This window comes from Corynebacterium sp. HMSC036D03, assembly GCF_001836185.1.
Lineage (GTDB): Bacteria > Actinomycetota > Actinomycetes > Mycobacteriales > Mycobacteriaceae > Corynebacterium > Corynebacterium simulans.
This window is the reverse complement of the sequence record NZ_KV827746.1, coordinates 100,379-117,111: the sequence shown is the minus strand read 5'-3', so window position 1 is coordinate 117,111 and position 16,733 is coordinate 100,379. Positions and strand designations below refer to the sequence as shown.

Here is a 16,733-nt window from a genome sequence, read left to right as displayed (position 1 = left end):
ACCAGTTAGAGCTGCTTTTGAATTTGTGCCACGATGTCTGACTTGGAACGCAGGCCGACAAATTCGTCGACCTTCTCGCCGTTGCGGAAGATCAGCACAGAAGGAATCGACATGATCTGGAACATGCCGCCCAGAGTGCGCTCTTCGTCGACATTAACCTTTACGACGGAAACATCCTCGCCCAACTCGCTGGCAACTTCATCCAAAATCGGGGAAAGCTTCTTGCATGGACCGCACCATTCAGCCCAGAAGTCCACGACGACAGGCTTGGAAGCCGAAGCCTCAACGACGTCAGTACGGAAGGTATCCGTGGTTACGCTTTTTACGTTGCTCATGATTATTAAACGCTTTCTGCGAGGAAGTGTTCCGCATCGATTGCTGCGCGGCAGCCGGAGCCTGCCGCGGTAATAGCCTGCTGGTAATGGTCATCAACCAAGTCGCCGCAGGCGAAGACGCCCGGCAGGTTGGTCTTGGTGGAAGGCTGCTCAACGACGACGTAGCCGCCCTCGTTGAGCTCAACCTGGCCTTCCAGGAAGGCGGAGCGTGGATCGTGGCCGATGGCAACGAACATCGCGGTGACGTCCAGTGTGGAGACCTCACCGGTGATGGCGTCCTTGATCTCCAGGCCGGCAACCTTGCCCTCACCCTCGAGAACGCGCTCTACGGTCTTGTTGGTAGCCCACTTGATCTGTGGATTGGCCTTTGCACGCTCCAGCATGATCTTGGAAGCTCGGAAGTTCTCGGAGCGGTGAATGATGGTTACGGTCTCTGCGAACTTGGTGAGGAAGGTTGCCTCTTCCATTGCAGAGTCACCACCGCCAACGACGGCGATGTTGTGGCCCTTGAAGAAGAAGCCGTCACAGGTAGCGCAGGCAGAAACGCCGCGGCCAGCCAGCTCGGCCTCACCCGGGATGCCCAGGTAACGCGGTGCTGCGCCGGTGGCAAGAATGACGGTTCGAGCTTCGAAGACCTCGTCTCCAACGTGCAGCTTCTTGATATCCCCTGCCAGCTCGACAGAGTCAACAACTTCCATGCGCAGGTCCGCGCCGAAGCGGATGGCCTGGGAACGCATTTCTTCCATGAGCTCTGGGCCCATGATGCCCTTCTGGAAGCCTGGGTAGTTCTCCACCTCGGTGGTGTTCATGAGTTCGCCGCCGTACTCGAAGCCTTCGAAGACGATCGGCTTCAGTTCAGCGCGTGCGGCGTAAAGCGCCGCGGTGTAACCGGCAGGGCCGGAGCCTACGATGGCGACATCGTGGACGGTCATTAAAAACTCCCTTGCAATGTTTTGCTGGATTAACCCCACAAATCCTACCCGCGCCATGGTTAAATTCGGGTATCAGAAACGGGGTTGATGCTTAAACGTGACCTGTCCTGCAACGCTAAATATCGCAAGCTTATTTCCTTATTTAGGCCATGGCCTTGCGTAACACGCTACGTGCGCGGGCTCTTCGGGATTTGATAGTACCTGGCGCTACTCCCTGCGCTGCGGCGACTTCGGCGATGCCATAGCCTTCAATGTCGGTCCAATACAGGGCGTCGCGCTGGTCTTGGCGCAGCAGCTCTAGGGCTTCGCGGACTGCCAGTTTGTCATCCAAGAACTCGTTCGGGTTATGTGCAAGCAGATGGTTGCGGTCATCATCGATGAAGTCCACATCGAGAGAAGAATTTTGCTGGTTGGAGCGATGCTTAACGTAGTCATAACCACAATTCATGACCAGTCGATGCAGCCAAGTAGAAAGCGCTGACTTGCGCCGGTACTTGTGCAGATTGCAGCTGGCGCGAAGCAGGGCTTCCTGGACGACGTCCTGCGCATCGGTGTCGTTGTGCGTATAACGGCGCGCCACAGTTGTAAGGCGGGCGCGGTGCCTTTCTACTATGACGGAAAAGGCTTTGTTATCCCCCTCGATGAAAGCCTCAACCAATTCATGATCACTGCGTTCAGACATGTAGATTCCCCCCGGATCAACAAGTATGTGAACCTGTTTTAACCGAGGGGAATCTAGTCGCGCTAGCGAACTGTGTCTTTCCTATTGACCACTTTTGACCCGCAGCGTGCGGCGCAAGTGATCCTGGCATTCGAGCAGCACGCGGCGCAGGGCACGTGGGCGCTCAATGCGCAGGAACTCGTCTGTCGCGGCGTCTGCCATAGGCAGCTCTGGGTAGAGCCCACGGACGAGACGGTTCGCGATTTCGATCGGATGCTCCTGCCAGATCTTGTCCAAGACCGTGAAGAACTCTTCGGCGAAAGGCTCGGTGAGCTGCTTCGAACGTGGCGCGTTGAAAGCGGCAAGCAGGGAATCGACCTCGGCATTCGAGTAAGCGCCAGGTCGCAGGACCATATCAAAGACCTCGTGCTTGTCCCCTGGGAAGGAACGGGATACGCCGAGGTACGCCGCTGCACCGGTCAGCGTGTTATCGCGCTGCTTTTCTGCTTCCAGCTCCTCCTTCGTCACTGCCTCACGGGCTGCGAGCGCACGCAGCGCGGCCCAGCGAATATCGGGATCCGTGGCGTCGTCAAGCACTGCACGCAGGCGCTCGTTGGTGTCCTCCGGGCTGTCACCGAGCGCCGCGATGGCCGCGCGCGTGAGCAGCAGGTGGGTATCGGTACCTTTTTCTGCGTCTTGCAGCAGCTGCCAAATGTGGTTGGCAAAGTCGGGTGATTCCGGCAGATAATGGCTAACGGCGTATTGCGCATTGTTCAGGGCCGTGGCTAGCAGTGACGGCGACTCCCCTACTGCGTGCCGCAGTACGGTATCGACGTAGTTTTGAGCCGGCCATTCGCCATCGCGCGTGAGGTTCCACAGGGAGGTCCAGATGACGGCGCGGGAAAGCTCATCCTCAATCGCAGAGAGCTTGTCTTGGATGGTGGCAAGTGAGGTTTCGTCGAAGCGCACCTTGGCATAGGTGTGGTCGCCATCGTTAAGCAGTAGCAATGCGGGCGCTGCCAGGCCAGAGGCGGCATCGACAATCGTGCGCGGGCCGGCGACATCGACGTCGAGGACCCCGTACTTGTTGAGATCGGCGTCGAAAAGCGCGGCGTTGAGGCGGTGCGGGCGTGTCTCATCCTCGGCCTCGGCGAGCACGGCCAACTTCGTGATCTTTTCTCCTTCTACGTGCAGCTGCGGGGTCAGGGTATCTGGACCCCAGGTCTTGAGCCATGCTGCAGACCACGCGTCGAGATCGCGCTCGGTGTGGTTTTTCAGCCCGTCCAGGAGATCATCGAAGGTCGCAGCGCCGAAAGCATGGGCCTGGAAGTAGTCCTGCGCGCCCGCATAGAAGTTCTCACGGCCGACGTAGTGCACCAATTGCTTGAGTACGGAAGCGCCCTTGGCATAGGTGATGCCGTCGAAGTTCTGGCGCGCGGCATCCACGTCTGGGATATCGGCCTTGATGGGGTGCGTGGTGGGCAGCTGATCCTGCAGGTAAGCCCAGTTCTTGCGCTGGCCTGCGAAGTTCGCCCACGCCTCGGTGTACTCGGTGGCCTCGACGGAGGAATCCGCGCCCATGAATTCCGCGAATGACTCTTTGAGCCAGAGATCATCCCACCACTTCGGTGTCACGAGATCGCCGAACCACATGTGCGACATCTCGTGCAGGATCGTGTTGGTGCGACCCGCTTGCTGGGCACGGGTGGCCTGGGAGCGGAAGAGGTAGGTCTCGGTGAAGGTCACCAGGCCCGGGTTCTCCATCGCACCCAGGTTGTACTCCGGCACAAAGATGGAATCGTACTTGCCCCACGGATACGGGAACTTGTACGCCTGGTGGAAGAAATCCATGCCTTGTGCAGTGATTTCTAGGATCTCATCGTCGAGGTACTGTTCCATCGACGCACGTGCGAAGGCGCGCAGCTGCGCGCTTAGGGTGCCATCCGGCGCGTTCCAGGTGCGCTGCTTGGACACGTAGGGCCCAGCGGCAAAGGAGGTCAGGTAGGTAGAAAGCAGCGGAGTGGATGCGAAGGTGACGCTCACGGAATCGCCGGACTCGCTGCGGTTTTCCTCCGGCTGGTTCGAAAGCAGCTGCCAGCCTGTTGGGCCGCTCAACGTTACCGTGAAATTCGCCTTGAGATCCGGCTGATCGAAGCATGGGAAGATGCGGCGGGCGTCGGAAGGCTCAAGGTGCGAGTAAAGGTAGGTATTCCCATCGGCCTGATCCTGCATGCGGTGCAGGCCCTGTCCGGTGCGCGAATAGCGTGAGGAGCCCGCGATCTCCACGCTGATCTCCTCGCCTACCGGAAGATCGCGCAGGTAGATGCGCCCACCATCAAAGGTATTTTCCACCTCCGTGCCGTTTAGCCGCACGGAATGGACCTTTTCGCCTAAGTAGTCCACGAAGGTCTCAGGTGCGTTAGTAGTAAAGGTGATGCGGGAAGTTACCTCAAATGTCTCCGCCGAGGTAGGCGCGCTGTTGACATCAAGGTGCAAGTGATAAGCGGAAATCTGCAGCGCCGCACTGCGGGCCTGTGCTTCAGCCTGTGTGAGGTTCGCGGTTTTGCGGGAAGTCGTGTTAGCCATGTCGCTTATTTTAGGGATTGCTGTGCCCCGCGACGCCGTTTTTATCTGCTTGGTCTGATTGTTTCGGCTTGGCGGGTGCAAGGACCTTGTGGGAGAACTTTGTGGGAGAACCTTGCGGGAGAGCATTGTGGGCGCATGACTAAACCCCAACATCGACCGCACTTTGGGCGCGTTATCGGTGATGGGGTTTATGGCTGCTAGCCGGGCCAAATTTGGCCGCAAATTTCTTACTGCTTGATGGCGGAGATCTCGAGCTCGATCTTGATCTCCTCGGAGACCAGCACGCCGCCGGTCTTCAGCGGTGCGTTGAAGTCGATGCCGAAGTCGGTGCGGTTGATCTTGGTGGTTGCCTCGAAGCCGAAGCGGGTGTTGCCGAATGGATCCTCTGCCAGGCCCTCTGCCTCGACGTTCAGGGTGACCGGCTTGGTGGTGCCCTTGATGGTGAGGTCACCTGTAACGGTGCCGTTGCCAGTTTCGTCAACGTCAAAGGAGGTAGCGCTAAAGGTCAGCTCTGGGTACTGCTCGGCGCTGAAGAAGTCATCGCCTTTAACGTGTGCGTCGCGGTCCTCGTTGCCGGTGTTGATGGAAGCGGCCTTGATGGTGGCCTCCGCCTTGGAATCAGCGATGTTCTCAGCGACGGTGATGGTGCCCTCGAACTCGTCGAACTTGCCGCAGGTCTTGGTGACCATTGCGTGGCGAGCTACGAAGCCGATGGTGGAGTGTGCTGGGTCGATTGCGTAAGTGCCTGCGAACATGGTGTTCTCCTAAAAAGTTTCGCTTTTGTTGATGTGACAACATTGATTCTAGTTGTCGTCTTGAAATAGTCAACGGTTTAAGTAAAACTACTATTTTCAAAGACAAACGCCACCATGCCTAAGCAGGCATGATGGCGCTATTGAATCGTGAATAGAATTATGGCAATCCAACGACTTGCATCTCTGAGACGGCCGTCTTGCCGTCAAACATGATGAGCACGCCGTCGAAGCCCTCCTGGACCTTCTCTAATTCGATGTCCTGCTTGGAAGAGCTCAGCTTACCTTCGGCCAGCTCGGTGCCCTCCGGGTCCTGCGGATCGAAGTCGGCCATGTCGACGCCATAAATCGTGAACTTGTTTCCCGTGGCGCCGTACTGGCTCAGCTGCAGCACGTGCAACTGCGTTTTCTTCTCAAGGGTGACCAGCGCGCCTTCCTCCACGTTGACGCGGTCAGCTGTCTTGCCATCAATGAGCGCCTTCTGCGGCTTATTATCCGGAACCGTGAAGGCTTCCTTTTCCTTCAGCAACACGGGCGGCGTATTCGGGAAGCTCGTTACCGAAGTCGAAGGCTTCGACACTGGCGAGTCATCGCCCACCAGGGACATGATCCACGCCGTCAGCGCCGCCATCAACACCACGAAGACCGTGGCAAAGACGCCCAGCACAATCGCGCCCGATCCCGAGTAGCCGCGGCCGCCGAAGCCTGGGATGGCCTCTGGTTGTTCAACCTTTTCTTCCGGAACGTCGAGCTTGTGGACCTCAGGTGCTTCGCCCTCGCCTTCGAGCTCCGCGTCCTCCTTGGCGAACTCCTCAAGCTTCTGCGCGCGCTCGGCCAGTCCGTCTTCGGAATCGGCAATTTCTTGCAGCTCGCTGGAACCCGCGGCCTCGGTCAACAACGTGATCGTGGAGTTGATTCCATCGAGGTCGGTTTCTTCCGTGTTGCGCTCCAGCACAGCGGGGAAAGCCAGCTTTGCGACGCCGTCGGTACCGATCTGCACGCGGCTGCGGTTATCCAGACCCAACACCAAGCCGTTTTCGTGGGCCGTAGCGATATCAGCAACCAGCGGAGCCAGAGCACGTGCGACGGCCTTTGGATCCAGGTTGTGGTCTTCTGCAACCGTCTTCAACGGCGTGCCCTCAATCCAGTCAGCCACTACGAGGCAGCCCTGACGATAGGACAGGATCTTGATGTTTGATGCAATCGCCGAAAGATGAAGCTCGCTGAGCTTGCGGGTATTGCGGGAGATCTCAGCCGAGCGGCGGGCAGCTACCGCCGGGGTGGCCGGTGCCAGCGGAGCCTCACCAGTGGTGTCCACGAAAGTCAGAGAGACGAGCCTGCCAGAGGACTGTTCGCGGGCCTTCCAGAAGCGGGCACCGGGGACGGAGCCGTAGTCTTTCAACAAGCGGAAGCGGCCATCAGAGACCGGAGCGCCCGGCACCAGGCTCGGGCCGCGGACAATGCCAGCAGACATCGGTGGCGGAACCGGCGAGGAGTTGAATGCGTCTGCCGTGTAGACCGGCTGAATCTCTCGCACCTCCGGTTCTTCGATCTCGATGGCTTCGGCGTGCTCGATCTTGATGATCTTCGACATGCCCGGAATGCGCTGCAGCTGGCGGCCCAAGTTGATGACTTCTGGCAAGCCGGAACGCGAAAGCACGATGCCGGCCACGACCACGAATACAACGCCCAGAAACGCTACTTCGAGCAAGTAGACGATGGAAGGAATGCTGTCCGGCAAGACGCGGTTGAAGCACCAGTGGAGGGCGGTTGCTGCGAGCAAGCCAATGCCACCGGCCAGGGTGGACCAGATGACGGTGGTGCGCAGTTCGCGGCCGCCCAGGCTGCCCAGCTTGCGCTTAAGCAGGAAGCCGCCGATAACCGCACCGGAGAGGAAGCCGAAGCCGTTCGCGGTACCCAGCAGGATGACCACGCGGTCGGTGGAGTCAGCGACCATCGGAGCAAGCAGGGTCAGCGCAATCTTGGTGGCCGTAATGCCGGCGATGATGAAGGTCGGCGTCCAGGTTTCCTCACGGGCGTAGAAGACGCGCAGGTGCAACAGCACGAGCGCATAAGGAATGAGCGTGAACGCGGAGAAGCTAATAGTCAGGCCGAGCTGCTCTGCGCTCGATGCGCCATAAGCGCCGTATTGGAACAGCGCGCGGGCGATTGGAATACCGAAGCCGGTCATGAAGATGACGATCGGAATAAGAGCGATAAGCGTCAGCTTCGAACCCAGCGTGAGATCGCGCACCACGGCTTCGACATCGCCGTTCGCTGCGTTGCGCGAAAGCCGCGGCATGATGGCGGTCAGCAGCGTGACGCCGATGACGCCATAAGGCACCTGCAGCATTAGCCATGCGTTCTGATAGACCAACATCGCGCCGTGGTCGGCGTAGGAAGCCACCTGGGAAGTGACAATGTAGCCGGCCTGGGAAATGGCAACGTAGACAATAATCGCCAACGCCATTCCGCCGAACTGCTTGATGCGATGATCGATTCCCCACTTCGGGCGCAGATCGATCTTGGCCTTAACCAGATAGGGAACCAAGATGAGGCACTGGACTACCACGCCCAACGTGGTGCCCAAGCCAAGCAAGATGACGTGCTTATCTGTCACGGGGGAAGCTGCCGTCGGATCCAGCTCGCCCGGCAGCAAGCGGTACATCAACAGCACCGTAATGGAAATGACGTTGTTGATAACCGGCGCCCAAGCGCCCGGCCCGAATACATTTTTCGTATTCAGGATCGCCTGGAAGAGCGCGAATAGACCATAGAAGAGGATCTGTGGAAGCAACAGATACGCCATCGACGTGGCCTGGAAGGCATTAACTTTACTGTCTTCCGGGACCATCAATCTGGTAATCAGTGGCGCGAAAACGATCGACAAAATCGTCACCACCGCAAGTATCGACATCGCCAGGGTAAACAGCCTTCTCACGAAGGTTCTGCCGTTATCCGAGTCTTCCTTTTCGGCTCGAACCAAAACTGGAACCACCAAAGAAGTCAGCACGGCGCCCAGGACAATCTCAGTAATGAGGTTAGGGATCTGGTTTGCCGTACCGAAGGCAGTTCCGACTACTTCGCCGAGGGTTGCGCCAATGAGCATCTGACGCAGGAAGCCAGTGATGCGCGAAAATAGCGTGGCAATCGCCATGGTGCCTGTCGCGCGGACAATCGAGCTATTGGAGTCTGCCTCCTGCTCGTGGTGAGAGCCACGCAGCGTCGACTTGTCTTCTTCCGGAACGACCTGGACGGGTTCGATCCGTTTCTCCGGCACAGGTGCCGGTGGCGTCGGCGTCACGATGCGACGGCGGGAGCCATATTCATTAGTCATAAAAGGAACTAACTATCTCTTTTTCGAACTTTTCTTTTTCTACGGCCCAGCCGAAAGAGCAGGGTCAAAATGAGAGCAAGAGCGGCAATGGCGCCGACTCCGTACACGCTTACGATACCGGCACGAGTCTGAACAGCGATATTTATCGGCTCGGAGATGGTCTGCTGGTTAGGCGTGGCCAACCACAAGCTGATGTCTGTTCGGTCGACGTCCGGCATATCTGCGGTCATGGTTACCGTAATGGAACCCTTTGCTGGGATGCGCACGCGCGACGGAGTGTTGAGAGATGCGTCGTCGGACTCATAGATAAGCGAGGCGTCGACAGGCAGCGGCAGTCCATTTTCCGCCACGATGAGCAGCGGCGATGAATCCGAGACGCGGGTATAGACGTTGCCCGGTGGGATCAGCGACACCGAAGAACGCAGAGTGCGCAGCATCTCAGATTGCTTGGACAGGCGGTAATCAAAGTCCCGGGTCAGCGCCAACAGCAGGTCGCGGCGCAGCGGCAGCGTAAACCCATAGCGCGTCATTGCAATCGCCGGGTCGTTGACCATGATGTTGGTCAGCTCATCCGTATAACGCGCCTGCTGCTCCACGCGCACGATATCCGTGTCGCTGTAGGCATTTTCATCTTCATAAGGCGAGCCCAACGGGCGTTCAGTCTCCTCCAACGGCAGCTGCGTCACTGGGCGCGGCTGCACCTTGTCATGCTCGATGAGCCGCGCCGCGGTCTCGAGCACCTTCTGGCCTTTTTCCGGGCTCAGGTTATTGGGCAGCTTGGCCACCACATCTTCTTCAGTTGCCGCAATGCTTAGCGATGCCGCGCTGCTCAGCGCCTCAGCCAGCGCAGAGTTCTCTGCCTCATCGTGGCGCAGATACGGGTTGCCGTAGCCCGCCTTCGGATCCAGAAGCGCTCCCAGCGAGGCGTTGAAAGTTGCAGCTTTACCAGACCAGCCGGTGTTATCGGCCACCAGAGCCGGGCGTGAAAACTCCTGGGTGACATACCCGGCGTCGGGAAGCAGCAGCGTCGACGTCGGCTTGCCCAGCAGATCATCGAAGTGGCGGTCGATCGCCTCATTAGTCAAGAACTGATTATTAATGTGGGCTACCGCATTGATATCGGTGTTGCCCCACGGCAGCGCCATCGTGCAATCGATCTGCTTGAGGCGCTCAATCCACGCCTTCGCATCCGCGGAACCGCTGCCCTTCTCGCCGCGCTCTTCGGATTTATCCCTAAACCAAGAGTCGCGCAGGCGTTTGGGGCGCTCCGCAATTGAAGGACGCGTGGAATTGACCGTATAACCATCGGCCATGCGGTTCACCGTATCCACCAGCGCAGGATCCAAAGCCACGCAGCCCGCACCCTTTAAATCATGATCCAGGTAGGAGTCCAGCAACTTATCCAGCCGGCCGCCCTCACGCAGCTCTTCGGCCAGATGATCATCGCTCAAGATGAGGGACTCTCCCCCGGTCTCACCAGGCACGATGTTTATGTCCGCGGTGATCGGGTAGATCAGCGTCAGGGCGTGACGATTTTCCACCGGCGCATTGAAATCAAAGATCATGCGCTCCTCGGCAAAGCTATTGGCTTGCCCATCCTGGGTACCCGTCAGCGTGAAAAGCAGCGGGTAATTGCCCGGCTCCGTCATTGCGAGCGTGGGCTCCTGCCCCAAAGAAAGCGGTGCTTTGATCGTCACTTCCTTGGTATCCCCTGGGCCAATGCTGCCTGCGCTTGTCGACGCCCCGTAGTACGGGTAGGTGCCCGCCGCCAGCTCTTCCTGGGCCTGCGCAGTGGTCGAAATGGCATCGCTGCGCCGACTCGTTATCTGCAGATCCTCGATCTCTTCTTCCGTCGGATTATGGATCCGGAAGGTCGCGGACATGACTCCGTCTTCGGTTGACTCGGTGAGCATGTCGAAGTCGAGCGTGCCCGACGACGTGGTCTGCGTGGTCTGCGCCTGCGCAGGAATCGGGGCAGCCAATGCTCCCGCGAGGATCAGTGCTGCCAGCCGCTTCACCGTGGGGTCGCCTTTCCTGCGGCGGCTTCCTTTCGGGCCAGATCCGGCAGCAGATCGTGCGCGATGCGCGCCAGCTTGCGTTCATCGGCATAAGCCAGGTGCTCGATGAGCTCCGAGACCGGGATCCAGGAGACCTCGGTGACTTCTGGGTCCTCGTCGTTCAAGACGCCGTCGACAAAGCGCAGCAGGTGGTGATGCACCGTCTTGTGGATGCGCACGCCCTCAGAGACGAACCAGTAATCAATCATTCCAAGATCCGCGAAGACCTTGCCGTGAATACCCGTTTCTTCCCAGACCTCACGCTCAGCGGTGACGTTTTTGTCCTCGCCGTTTTCCACGTGCCCCTTCGGCATGGACCACAGCAGGCGGCCGCGGCGGTCGAGGCGCCCGATGAGCGCCACATAGATACGGGACAGATCTACCTGGTCCCCATCGACGGCTTCGGCGAGTCCGGACACGACAAGTCCGCCTGCGGAAGTCTCGTCACGCGTGGTCATGTGCGTGGCGGAGCTGCGCTGGGGGCGTCTTTCCGGACGGCGGCGGCGACGCCGTCTGCCCGAGCCTTGTTCGTGCTTAGTCATCCTGGTTAATCGTAGTAGACTCACACCCGTGAATTTTCAGGACACTCAGCTAAACGGCGTTGAAAAGACTCTAGCCTCGCTCAGTGGCCTCGCAGAGCAATTTCGTGTTCGCGGAAACCGGCTCTATCTAGTCGGCGGCTCTGTGCGTGACGCGTTGTTGTCGCGCCTCGGCCACGATCTTGACTTCACCACGGATGCGCGTCCCGAGGTGGTCCAGGAGATCTTGGAAGGCTGGGCCGAAAAGGTCTGGGATACCGGCATCGACTTCGGCACTGTATCGGCCGTCTATAAAGGCCAGCAGATCGAGATCACCACTTTCCGCTCCGATTCCTATGATGGGGATTCCCGTAACCCCGAGGTAGTCTTCGGCGACACCCTCGAAGGCGATCTGGTCCGCCGCGACTTCAAGGTCAACGCTATGGCCATCGAGCTCAAGGAAGATGGATTTGAGTTCCACGACCCGATGGGTGGCCTAAGCGATCTGCAAAACAAGATCCTCGATACTCCTGATAAACCGGAGATCTCTTTCCACGATGACCCGCTGCGGATGCTGCGTGCTGCGCGCTTTGCCTCGCAGCTGGAATTCCAGGTGGCAGATCGCGTCAAGGCCGCGATGGAAGAAATGGCCGGCGAGATCCGCCGTATCACCGTCGAACGCGTGCAGGTAGAGCTGGATAAGCTGATCCTGGGCAAGCGCCCGGAAACGGGCATTGACCTGCTCGTTGATACCGGAATCCTAGATCATGTTTTCCCCGAGATCCCGGCGTTGCGTATGGCGCCCGATGAGCATGCACAGCACAAGGACGTCTATGTCCACTCGCTGACCGTGCTGCGGCAGGCCATCGATCAGGAGGAAGAGCCGGACCTTATCCTGCGCTGGGCAGCCTTGCTTCACGACGTCGGCAAGCCCGATACCCGAGATACCACCAACGGCAAGGTGACCTTCCATCACCACGAGGTCGTCGGCGCGAAGCTGGTGCGCAAGCGCCTGCGCAAGTTGAAGTACCCCAAGGCCACCACCGAGGCCATCGGCCAGCTGGTCTACCTGCACATGCGCTTCCATGGCTTTGGTGAAGGCCAATGGACCGACTCCGCCGTGCGCCGCTACGTCACCGACGCGGGCGATCTCCTTCCTCGCCTGCACAAGATCGTGCGCGCCGATTGCACTACCCGCAACGAAAAGAAGGCTCGCCGCCTGCAGCGCACTTACGATCACTTGGAAGAACGCATCGCGGAGATCGCTAAGAAGGAAGATCTGGCCAAGGTGCGTCCGGATCTCGACGGCAACGAGATCATGGAGATCCTCGGCCTGCAGCCCGGGCCGGAGGTTGGCCAAGCTTGGTCTTATCTTAAGGAATTGCGCTTGGAGGAAGGCCCGCTGGGGCGCGAGGTTGCTATTGCGAAGCTGCGTCAGTGGTGGGAGTCTAGGTAAGTAATGTATGCCGATAGACTTTTCAACGCCCTAGAGCGCAACGAGCCCGCCCCCGGCCAGCTTTTGATCGCTGCACCGGGCATGCTTTCTCCTGAATTCGCTCGCTCGGTGATCTTGGTGATCGAGCACAACGACGTGATGACCTTCGGCGTCGATCTGACCAAGCGCTCCGAAGTGGCCGTGTTCAACGTGCTTCCTGAGTGGCTGCCCCTCGTGGCTAAGCCGCAGGCGCTCTACATCGGTGGCCCGATGAATCAGCAATCCGTCATAGCGCTTGGCATGACTAAGCAGGGCGTGCGCATCGAGCAGGAGCCACAGCTCAATAAGCTTGCCCCGCGCCTGGTGCACGTGGATCTGCGTGCCGAGCCCGAGGAGATCGCTGAGCTTGTCGACGGCGCGCGTTTCTTCGCCGGCTACGCGGAGTGGGGCCCTGGCCAATTATCGGAAGAAATTGATCGCGGCGACTGGTATGTTGCTCCGGCGCTTGCGCAAGACGTGCTCACTCCCGGTGCCGCTGACCTGTGGGGCGATGTTATGAAGCGTCAGCCTATGCCGCTGCCTTTGTATTCCACATACCCGGCGAATATTAATGACAACTAATGATCTAGTATTTGCGCATGCGTGAGGAGATTCTTAAAGGTCTGAAAGATACTGCGCCGGTAGCCTTAGGACTCGTACCGCTTGGACTCGCGTTCGGAATCCTGATTGTGCAAACCGGCTACGACTGGTGGTGGGCTCCCATCTTTTCCACCGTTATTTATGCGGGTTCGATGGAGTTCCTCGCCATCAATATGGTTACGGCAGGCACTAGTGCAATTGCCTCGTTGGTCACTGGTTTCATGGTTAACTTCCGCCATATTTTCTACGGGCTTACATTCCCACGAGATAACATCCACAGTCGTCTGGGCCGCGCCTATGCCACTTATGCGCTAACCGACGAAGCCTATGCCATCGTTTCCTCCAAGCCCAAGGATGAGGAAGTTAGCGGCCCACACATCCTTACTATTCAGGGCCTGATTCAGTCCTCCTGGGTGTGCAGCGGAATCGTTGGCGCTCTTGCCGGCCAGGTTATCCCCGCGGATATCAAGGGCCTCGAATTCGCCCTCGTGGCGCTCTTCGTCGTCCTGACCATGGATGCCTTCCAAAACAACAAGGATTACTCTCTGCCGCTTTCCGCAGCAGTGTGTGGCATTCTTTCCGCGGTGCTGTTTCCTGGGCAGGTTCTCATGGTCGCACTGGCAGCCTATTTCTTGCTGCTGTTGATGCGTCACTTCTCTCCGCGTCTGGATACCGCAATGATTCTGCGAAGGGGTGAGCGTTAATGCCAGCAGGCGTAAGTCTGTCCATGGTAGCGGCGGTGTTGTTGCCAATCTGCGTCGTTACTCTGCTGTTGCGTGAGCTGCCCTTTTCCTTCATCAAGGCGCTGAAAGGCAGTCAGTTCATCGGCCTACTCGGTATGACCATGCCGGTGGGCGTTATGACCGTGCTGGTGGTTTATACCGTCTACGGACAAAAAGAAGCGCCCGGCGGAATCCTCGCCGCCTTGATTGGTGTGGCGATTACTGCCGGGCTGCACTGGTGGCGAAAGAGCTCCGCTTTCTCGATCTTCGGCGGAACTGCCGCTTACGTGCTTTTAGTTAACTTCGTCTTCTAACGCTTCCACGCCGAAGCGTCCTATAGGTCTCCGTAGAGCGCCAAGGCCTCGGTCCACAGTGCCGTGAAATCCTCTTCGGAGACATGCTCCGCGCTGATATTCGGGTAATTGTCGTAGGTGTTTGGGTGCGGCACCGTGGATTGCGGGATGTCGGCGTTTCCCACCGATTTATTTGGGGTGGCGGCGCCTGCCACGGCGTCGTTTGGCGCGAGCGCAATCATGCGCAGCATGGTGCAGGTCTCGGCGTCTACTTCTTCCATTTCCGCTACGTGAATGGCGGAACCGACGCCCGGGACCTCCATGGTGGTGCGGATGTACATCAGGGTGCTCATGACTGCCCAGCATACCGGGCAGCCAGCCAGGAGCAGATCATCAGCTGAACCTGGTGGTAGATCATCAGCGGCAGGATCAAAAGCCCCAGTGAGGTCCCACCTGCCGCGAAGATAACTGACGCCATGGGCAGCCCGGTGGCGAGAGACTTCTTGGAACCACAGAATTCGATGGCGATGACGTCCTCGCGCCCGAACCCGATGTGGGAGCTTATTATGCGCGTTAGCCACAGCATGAAGGCCACCATCGCGATGGAAAGCGCCACGAGGAACACCAGCTCCCAGATCTTGATTGAGCCCCAGATGCCGTCGACCACTCCCTTGGAGAAGGCGCCATAAACCACCATCGTGATCGAACCACGGTCGACGATCTTTGTGCCTTTGTTAGCGGCAAAGTCCTTTACCCAGCGACGCGTGAGTTGACCTAAAACGAAAGGTGCAAGCAGAAGCAGACTGATCTCCAGGAAGACTCCCCCGTCTACCGATATGCCATCTCCCGCGCCCATCAGCGCCATGACTAACAAAGGAGTTAGGACGACTCCGACTAGGTTTGAGGCCGAGGCAGACACGATGGCTCCCGCGACATTTCCTTTCGCCACCGAGGTAAAGGCCACCGAGGATTGCACTGTTGATGGCACCAGCGTCAGGAACAGGATGCCCAGATACATGTCCTGTGAAATGAATGCCGTAAGTGGGCGAAGTGCTAATCCCAGCAACGGATAGGCCACGAAAGTAAAAGCCAAGATCGTTAAATGTAAGCGCCAATTCTTCAGGCCTGCCAGTGCCTCCGCAGTAGAAAGACGAGCACCATAGAGGAAGAATAGCAGCGCAATAACGATGTTCGTTAACGAGTCGAAGACTGCGGCAAATCCTCCCCTGGCTGGGAAAATAATAGCGACTATTACCGCGGAGACGATGAGCAAGATGAGCGGATCTATCTTCTTGAGGCGCGAAGTCATGAACAAATCCTATCGGTAGCATGTGATCATGACTAAGCTATTTACTCCGCTAACCTTGCGCGGCGTCGAGTTTCCCAACCGCGTGTGGATGCCGCCGATGTGCCAGTATCAGGCAGTACAAGGCGTACCTCAGCCCTGGCATATGGTTCACTATGGCTCACATGCTGTTGGCGGCTTTGGCCTCAGCATCGTAGAGGCCACCGCCGTCTCCCCAGAAGGCCGCATCTCCCCGCAGTGCGCCGGTATCTGGACTGATGAGCAGCGCGATAAGTGGAAGGAAATCGTCGACTTCGCGCATAGCGTTAATGCTCGCATCGGCATTCAGCTGGGCCATGCCGGGCGCAAGGCTTCCACCTATCCGATGTTGCCCGGCTATGCACGCGGCTCCGTCCCCGTCTCCGAAGGTGGCTGGGAAACTCTAGGCCCCTCGCCCATCGCTTATCCCAACTATGCGGTTCCACGGGAGATGGCTCCTGCCGACATCGCGCGCGTGGTGGAAGACTTTGCCGCCGCGGCAAAGCGCAGCGTCGAGGCTGGCTTCGACACAATCGAGCTCCATATGGCGCATGGCTACTTGCTGCACAACTTCTTGAGCCCGTTAAGCAATCAGCGTACTGACGCTTATGGCGGCAGCCTAGAAAGCCGTTTGCGCCTTCCCCTTGAGGTTGTCGACGCAGTGCGTGCCGTCATCCCTGAGGAGATGCCGCTTATCGCGCGTGTCTCTGCCACCGATTGGATCTTTGATCGTCCAGCCTGGGATGTCGAGGACACCGTCACCCTTGCTGTGCAGCTGCGTGAACGTGGGGTCGACCTGATTGACGTATCTACCGGCGGCAACGTGCATGCCGACATTCCGGTTGGACCTGAATATCAGGTGGACTATGCCACTAAGGTTCGTGAAGCGGGCCTGCCGGTTTCGGCGGTTGGCCTCATTACTGAGCCGCAGCACGCCGAAGAAATTCTTGCTGCCCATCGTGCCGATGTCATTGAGGTTGGCCGTGCCGCTCTGAAGGATCCCTATTGGCCGCGACGCGCTGCTGAAGAACTCGGTTCACCGTTGGAGGCGCTCCCCTCCTATAGCCGCGCTCGGTGATTGTGTCTTAATGTTTTGGCGCTATTAATCAAAAGAGCGAGTGTTTCACGTGAAACACTCGCTC

15 protein-coding genes are annotated in these 16,733 nt (G+C 58.5%); 5 read left to right on the top strand and 10 right to left on the bottom strand.

Features of this window, described 5'->3' with window-relative positions; genetic code table 11:
- Positions 1–5: 5 nt before the first annotated feature.
- The 8 genes from trxA to HMPREF2692_RS08805 all read right to left on the bottom strand — a co-directional run bounded on the left by trxA (position 6) and on the right by HMPREF2692_RS08805 (position 11,202).
- Positions 6–335 (bottom strand): thioredoxin, encoded by a 330-nt coding sequence (trxA, locus tag HMPREF2692_RS08840; protein WP_061925502.1) that lies wholly within the window; start codon positions 333–335, stop codon positions 6–8.
- A 5-nt stretch (positions 336–340) separates the two neighbouring features.
- Entirely contained in the window at positions 341–1,267 is a 927-nt protein-coding gene (trxB, locus tag HMPREF2692_RS08835; RefSeq protein ID WP_061925499.1) for a thioredoxin-disulfide reductase, read from the bottom strand.
- Between the two features lie 142 nt (positions 1,268–1,409).
- Complete coding sequence (locus HMPREF2692_RS08830) at positions 1,410–1,949, bottom strand: sigma-70 family RNA polymerase sigma factor (protein ID WP_062036523.1); 540 nt, start codon at positions 1,947–1,949, stop codon at positions 1,410–1,412.
- Between the two features lie 81 nt (positions 1,950–2,030).
- The gene (gene pepN, locus HMPREF2692_RS08825) at positions 2,031–4,514 is read right to left on the bottom strand and encodes an aminopeptidase N (protein ID WP_070823400.1); all 2,484 of its coding nucleotides are present in this window, start codon (positions 4,512–4,514) and stop codon (positions 2,031–2,033) included.
- A gap of 227 nt (positions 4,515–4,741) precedes the next feature.
- Entirely contained in the window at positions 4,742–5,269 is a 528-nt protein-coding gene (locus HMPREF2692_RS08820; RefSeq protein ID WP_070432476.1) for a YceI family protein, read from the bottom strand.
- Between the two features lie 157 nt (positions 5,270–5,426).
- Positions 5,427–8,603: a murein biosynthesis integral membrane protein MurJ gene (murJ, locus tag HMPREF2692_RS08815; protein ID WP_070587002.1), complete on the bottom strand. Its 3,177-nt coding sequence runs from the start codon at positions 8,601–8,603 to the stop codon at positions 5,427–5,429.
- Positions 8,604–8,611: 8 nt separating this feature from the next.
- The gene (locus HMPREF2692_RS08810) at positions 8,612–10,621 is read right to left on the bottom strand and encodes a DUF6049 family protein (protein WP_070823398.1); all 2,010 of its coding nucleotides are present in this window, start codon (positions 10,619–10,621) and stop codon (positions 8,612–8,614) included.
- Positions 10,618–11,202, bottom strand: a complete 585-nt coding sequence (locus tag HMPREF2692_RS08805) for an NUDIX hydrolase (RefSeq protein ID WP_061925480.1) — start codon at positions 11,200–11,202, stop codon at positions 10,618–10,620. Before HMPREF2692_RS08805 ends, HMPREF2692_RS08810 begins: the two co-directional genes overlap by 4 nt.
- A gap of 28 nt (positions 11,203–11,230) precedes the next feature.
- Between HMPREF2692_RS08805 and HMPREF2692_RS08800 the strand changes: the two genes are divergently transcribed.
- Genes HMPREF2692_RS08800 through HMPREF2692_RS08785 form a run of 4 tightly spaced genes read left to right on the top strand, consistent with a single transcriptional unit; the run spans position 11,231 to position 14,288 of the window.
- Entirely contained in the window at positions 11,231–12,634 is a 1,404-nt protein-coding gene (locus tag HMPREF2692_RS08800; protein ID WP_061925477.1) for a CCA tRNA nucleotidyltransferase, read from the top strand.
- Between the two features lie 3 nt (positions 12,635–12,637).
- Complete coding sequence (locus HMPREF2692_RS08795) at positions 12,638–13,234, top strand: YqgE/AlgH family protein (protein WP_061925474.1); 597 nt, start codon at positions 12,638–12,640, stop codon at positions 13,232–13,234.
- A gap of 17 nt (positions 13,235–13,251) precedes the next feature.
- On the top strand, positions 13,252–13,956 hold the full coding sequence (locus tag HMPREF2692_RS08790) for an AzlC family ABC transporter permease (RefSeq protein WP_061925471.1): 705 nt from the start codon (positions 13,252–13,254) through the stop codon (positions 13,954–13,956).
- The gene (locus tag HMPREF2692_RS08785) at positions 13,956–14,288 is read left to right on the top strand and encodes a branched-chain amino acid transporter permease (protein WP_061925468.1); all 333 of its coding nucleotides are present in this window, start codon (positions 13,956–13,958) and stop codon (positions 14,286–14,288) included. Before HMPREF2692_RS08790 ends, HMPREF2692_RS08785 begins: the two co-directional genes overlap by 1 nt.
- A gap of 20 nt (positions 14,289–14,308) precedes the next feature.
- On the opposite strand, the gene HMPREF2692_RS08780 is transcribed toward HMPREF2692_RS08785, so the two are convergent.
- Together HMPREF2692_RS08780 and HMPREF2692_RS08775 are read right to left on the bottom strand one after the other, a co-directional pair.
- Positions 14,309–14,620: a hypothetical protein gene (locus tag HMPREF2692_RS08780; RefSeq protein WP_061925465.1), complete on the bottom strand. Its 312-nt coding sequence runs from the start codon at positions 14,618–14,620 to the stop codon at positions 14,309–14,311.
- Positions 14,617–15,576, bottom strand: a complete 960-nt coding sequence (locus HMPREF2692_RS08775; protein WP_061925461.1) for a bile acid:sodium symporter family protein — start codon at positions 15,574–15,576, stop codon at positions 14,617–14,619. Before HMPREF2692_RS08775 ends, HMPREF2692_RS08780 begins: the two co-directional genes overlap by 4 nt.
- Before the next feature lie 28 nt (positions 15,577–15,604).
- Between HMPREF2692_RS08775 and HMPREF2692_RS08770 the strand changes: the two genes are divergently transcribed.
- A complete protein-coding gene (locus HMPREF2692_RS08770) occupies positions 15,605–16,669 on the top strand; it encodes an NADH:flavin oxidoreductase/NADH oxidase (protein ID WP_070432497.1) in 1,065 nt (354 codons plus the stop codon).
- The last annotated feature ends 64 nt before the right edge of the window (positions 16,670–16,733 follow it).

Coding starts and splice junctions, on each gene's coding strand:
- trxA (WP_061925502.1), bottom strand. CDS start 335: ATGAGCAACGTAAAAAGCGTAACCACGGATACCTTCCGTACTGACGTC.
- trxB (WP_061925499.1), bottom strand. CDS start 1,267: ATGACCGTCCACGATGTCGCCATCGTAGGCTCCGGCCCTGCCGGTTAC.
- HMPREF2692_RS08830 (WP_062036523.1), bottom strand. CDS start 1,949: ATGTCTGAACGCAGTGATCATGAATTGGTTGAGGCTTTCATCGAGGGG.
- pepN (WP_070823400.1), bottom strand. CDS start 4,514: ATGGCTAACACGACTTCCCGCAAAACCGCGAACCTCACACAGGCTGAA.
- HMPREF2692_RS08820 (WP_070432476.1), bottom strand. CDS start 5,269: ATGTTCGCAGGCACTTACGCAATCGACCCAGCACACTCCACCATCGGC.
- murJ (WP_070587002.1), bottom strand. CDS start 8,603: ATGACTAATGAATATGGCTCCCGCCGTCGCATCGTGACGCCGACGCCA.
- HMPREF2692_RS08805 (WP_061925480.1), bottom strand. CDS start 11,202: ATGACTAAGCACGAACAAGGCTCGGGCAGACGGCGTCGCCGCCGCCGT.
- HMPREF2692_RS08795 (WP_061925474.1), top strand. CDS start 12,638: ATGTATGCCGATAGACTTTTCAACGCCCTAGAGCGCAACGAGCCCGCC.
- HMPREF2692_RS08790 (WP_061925471.1), top strand. CDS start 13,252: ATGCGTGAGGAGATTCTTAAAGGTCTGAAAGATACTGCGCCGGTAGCC.
- HMPREF2692_RS08785 (WP_061925468.1), top strand. CDS start 13,956: ATGCCAGCAGGCGTAAGTCTGTCCATGGTAGCGGCGGTGTTGTTGCCA.
- HMPREF2692_RS08780 (WP_061925465.1), bottom strand. CDS start 14,620: ATGAGCACCCTGATGTACATCCGCACCACCATGGAGGTCCCGGGCGTC.
- HMPREF2692_RS08775 (WP_061925461.1), bottom strand. CDS start 15,576: ATGACTTCGCGCCTCAAGAAGATAGATCCGCTCATCTTGCTCATCGTC.
- HMPREF2692_RS08770 (WP_070432497.1), top strand. CDS start 15,605: ATGACTAAGCTATTTACTCCGCTAACCTTGCGCGGCGTCGAGTTTCCC.